The sequence below is a fragment of the Microcystis sp. M_QC_C_20170808_M3Col genome (assembly GCF_007095505.1).
Lineage (GTDB): Bacteria > Cyanobacteriota > Cyanobacteriia > Cyanobacteriales > Microcystaceae > Microcystis.
Genome location: NZ_SFBY01000318.1, coordinates 1 through 3,820, shown reverse-complemented (window position 1 = coordinate 3,820; position 3,820 = coordinate 1). Strand labels below are relative to the sequence as shown.

Sequence of the window (3,820 nt, the reverse complement as noted above, 5' to 3'; positions counted from 1 at the left end):
TAAGTACGGTAGGGCATACCGGAACTCACGCTTGGGGAGAGATTCCCTCTGGTTTGGTTGGATACGTCCTGTCAGATTAAGGAAACTCAGTGAACCAAGAATCCCTCGCATGAGAGCGATGGGAGTGTCAACGTCTGTGAATCTGTGATTGCCTATCAATTTGCCCGGGAGATGGATGCCACGGAATTAGCCAGTTTAATCACTGCGGGTAGTCCGATTCCAAAAGGCTCTTGTTCAGCCACAATTCTCGCACAGATTCAGCAAGGTGGTCTGGTTTCTCCACGGCTGAAAAACAAGTACAAAATTGCCCTTAGAGCTTTCTTAGATACATAGCTTCAGCCGTTTTCTGGTTAATAAGTTTTTGTCCCCTAACTCCCCGCAGGACAGGAATCGGCGAAAATTACGCAGGGAATCCCCACATGACTAATGGGAACAATATCGGGTTCTGTCGGGGGAAATAAAGCGACAACGTGGGGAACGGGACGGGGAGTATAATGCACTTGCGATTGACCTTGATAAGCGAGGGAGGTACTTGCTCCTGAATCTAACATCACTGCCTCCCGAAAACCTGCCTGTACTAATAATTCTCCCAAGGACATCGAATCGATCGGGTCTCTGGAAACCCCGATTACTGGCTGTCCTGCCTGATTAATCCCCCAAAAAGCCCGGTGACGCAGGGCATCAAAACCGTAAAGTGTACCAAAGGATTCTTGCGGTTGTGGTTGTCCATCTTTGACTAACCAAGCGGCCGCGACAAAAGCATCCGTAACCTTGAGATCATCTCCGACCTCCGCTGCGATTCCTTCTAGGGTATTATGACGGGCAGGATCAAAAGGAAGATAACGCACCCATCGATCGGTAATGATTACTAAAGGACGACCCTCTAACTTGCCGATTTCACCTTCATATCCCGGGATAAAGCCGCCATTTTCGCTTAAAACCGGCCCGATCATCTGATTGGAGTCCAATTCCTTGAGAGAGAAAAAACCGCCATCTACAGCCGCGATCGCTTCTGTGCCGGCGATAATTTCCTCCACTTGATAGCGACTATCAGCGTGGATAGTTTTGGGAATACCGCCACTAATTAGAACAAGTGTATTGCTTGGGAATTCCACTTCCCGTTTTTGGATGGTGGTGGCAAAGTTAAAACCACCATCCCTACGGGGTAAGGGATCACCTCCCCAAGCTTGCGGTACAATTTCCCTGGTGCGCGATTGCCCAAAGCGTCCAATAGTGAGTAAATCGGGGGATTGTCCGGCAAAATGCTCATCGAGGTCATTCATCGATAAAGCCGCCCGATAACCCGCTTTTTTGACGAATTCCTTCACTCGATCGTCTGCCTTCCCTTCTGGATAGGTGAAATAATTAATCGGAATGCCCAATTCTTTTTCTAAGATTTGTTTCGATTGCTTGACTTCTTGCTCCAAATCTGCATCGGACAATAATCTTAAATCCCGGGGATGACTAACACTATGGGAGACAATTTGTACTAGAGGATCGGCGGCCATTTCCCGGAGTTGTTGCCAAGTGACACTGGTTCTGCCAGTTTTTTGAGTCATTTTATTGATATAAATCGAGAAAACGGCAGGATAGCCATATTTTCTCAATAAAGGATAGACATACTGGTAATGTCCCCCATAACCATCATCAAAAGTCAATAAAACCGGTTTAGCGGGAAGGGGGATACCTGTCCGCAGATGGGAAATTAACCAATCGATACTGATAGGAGTTGCCCCGATTTCCTGCAAAAATTGAAAATGTGCCTCTAATTCCCCCGGAGTAACGTCAAAAAATACCTCTTTTTCCGGTAAAATGTCGTGATACATTAAAATCGGTACTTTTGTCTCTTGAGCGCGGGGATGAATTTCTGGCCAAGGTGCTAATTCGATCGCTGTTGCCGAGTTATTTTGCCAATTATCGAGACTAATATCGTTTTTTTGGAGAGATAGGGGGAGAATCACGCGATCGGAGAGGTTTTTATAGGTTTTACAAGCAAAAATTCTCGATATATCCTTAAAAGAACTATTTTCTAGGACATAATCCGCGCATTCCGGTTGAAACTCCCTAAAAGGTGCGGGGAGAGACTCACCCCCCACCAGAGCATTAGAACGAGGATACAGAGAAATTGTCCAAATAATCAGACAAGTGACAATAAATGCCAAAAATCCGTATAGGGGAAGCAAAGGAAACGAAGATTTTTGCCGAGCTTGCCAACGCATAATATCAAGTAATCAAGTAAACAGTAAAAAGTAAAAAAGAAATTGAGATTTGCTCTATTACCTTGACCGACAAGCTGAGTTTCCCTATAATCCGTTCCCTTGTCAAGTTTTCTAGAACACCCTCATCAGGAGATAGGAGTCAGTATTCAGGAGGAGATAGGGTGATAGGGTTTTGGGGTGATAGGGTGATGAGACAGCTTCCCCACTTCCCCATTTCCCCACTTCCCCACACCCCACACCCCGCTATGTTCACGGGGATTAAGTTGGTAAAGCGTGACACAAAACTGCTAGAGTTACCAAAGACGAGTATATAAACTTTACAGATATTGTATGAGAGTTTTGGTTATTGGCGGAGACGGCTATTGTGGTTGGGCAACGGCACTCCATCTATCAAATAGAGGTTACGAAGTAGGCATACTTGATAGTTTAGTTCGTCGCTATTGGGACTTACAATTAGGCTGCGATACCTTAACACCGATCGCACCCATATCTCATCGGATTCAACGCTGGCAAGATCTGACGGGAAAATCGCTCGATCTTTTTGTCGGGGATATCAATAACTACGACTTTTTGATTCAATCCCTGCGACAGTTTCAACCGGATGCGATTGTTCACTTCGGAGAACAGAGATCTGCACCCTTCTCCATGATCGATCGCGAACACGCAGTTTTAACCCAAGTTAACAACGTTGTTGGCAATTTAAATATCCTCTACGCGATGAAAGAGGAATTTCCCGACGCGCACCTAGTGAAACTGGGAACCATGGGTGAGTATGGCACACCGAATATAGATATTGAAGAAGGCTACATCACGATCGAACATAACGGTCGTAAGGATACTTTACCCTATCCCAAACAACCCGGTAGTATGTACCATCTCAGCAAAGTCCACGATAGCCATAATATCCATTTTGCCTGTCGGATGTGGGGTTTAAAAGCCACAGATCTCAATCAAGGGGTGGTTTATGGAGTCCTCACCGAAGAAACGGGAATGGATGAGATGTTGATTAACCGTCTCGATTACGATGGGGTTTTTGGTACTGCTTTAAACCGTTTTTGTATTCAAGCGGCGATCGGTCATCCCCTGACAGTGTACGGTAAAGGTGGCCAAACGCGAGGATTTTTAGATATCCGCGATACCGTGCGTTGTTTGGAATTAGCGATCGCACATCCCGCTCAATCGGGGGAATTTCGCGTTTTTAACCAATTTACCGAACTGTTTAGCGTCGGTGACTTGGCACTGATGGTGAAAAAAGCTGGTTCTGCGTTAGGGTTAAATGTGGAGATTAACAATCTTGACAACCCGCGCATCGAGTTAGAGGAACATTATTTTAACGCTAAAAACACGAAATTACTCGATCTAGGCCTACAACCTCACTATCTCTCCGATTCTCTCCTCGATTCCCTCCTAAACTTCGCCACCAAGTATAAAAATCGGGTAGATATGAATCATATCCTACCAAAAGTCACTTGGAAACGATAATTTATCGAAAATTTGGGTTAAAACCCCGTCCTTTGAGGACGGCTTTAAGCTACAATGGAAAAAGCGATAACCAAGCTAAAAACTGAACCTTGACAACAGATAGTAAGGGGTTTCGTTCA

4 protein-coding genes are annotated in these 3,820 nt (G+C 45.3%); 2 read left to right on the top strand and 2 right to left on the bottom strand.

Features of this window, described 5'->3' with window-relative positions:
• Positions 1 to 144: 144 nt before the first annotated feature.
• Positions 145 to 333: a hypothetical protein gene (locus EWV84_RS14605; protein ID WP_287078567.1), complete on the top strand. Its 189-nt coding sequence runs from the start codon at positions 145 to 147 to the stop codon at positions 331 to 333.
• Between the two features lie 35 nt (positions 334 to 368).
• On the opposite strand, the gene EWV84_RS14600 is transcribed toward EWV84_RS14605, so the two are convergent.
• Positions 369 to 2,219 carry a polysaccharide deacetylase family protein gene (locus EWV84_RS14600; protein ID WP_287078566.1) on the bottom strand — a complete coding sequence of 617 codons (1,851 nt, stop codon included), beginning with the start codon at positions 2,217 to 2,219 and terminating at the stop codon, positions 369 to 371.
• Between the two features lie 139 nt (positions 2,220 to 2,358).
• Positions 2,359 to 2,499, bottom strand: coding sequence for a hypothetical protein (locus EWV84_RS14595; RefSeq protein WP_287078565.1), 141 nt, complete (start codon positions 2,497 to 2,499; stop codon positions 2,359 to 2,361).
• A gap of 50 nt (positions 2,500 to 2,549) precedes the next feature.
• Between EWV84_RS14595 and EWV84_RS14590 the strand changes: the two genes are divergently transcribed.
• A complete protein-coding gene (locus EWV84_RS14590; protein ID WP_287078563.1) occupies positions 2,550 to 3,701 on the top strand; it encodes an NAD-dependent epimerase/dehydratase family protein in 1,152 nt (383 codons plus the stop codon).
• Positions 3,702 to 3,820: the final 119 nt, after the last annotated feature.

Excerpts from the sequence above, each read along its gene's own strand:
- EWV84_RS14600 (WP_287078566.1), bottom strand. The coding sequence starts at position 2,219 with ATGCGTTGGCAAGCTCGGCAAAAATCTTCGTTTCCTTTGCTTCCCCTA.
- EWV84_RS14590 (WP_287078563.1), top strand. The coding sequence starts at position 2,550 with ATGAGAGTTTTGGTTATTGGCGGAGACGGCTATTGTGGTTGGGCAACG.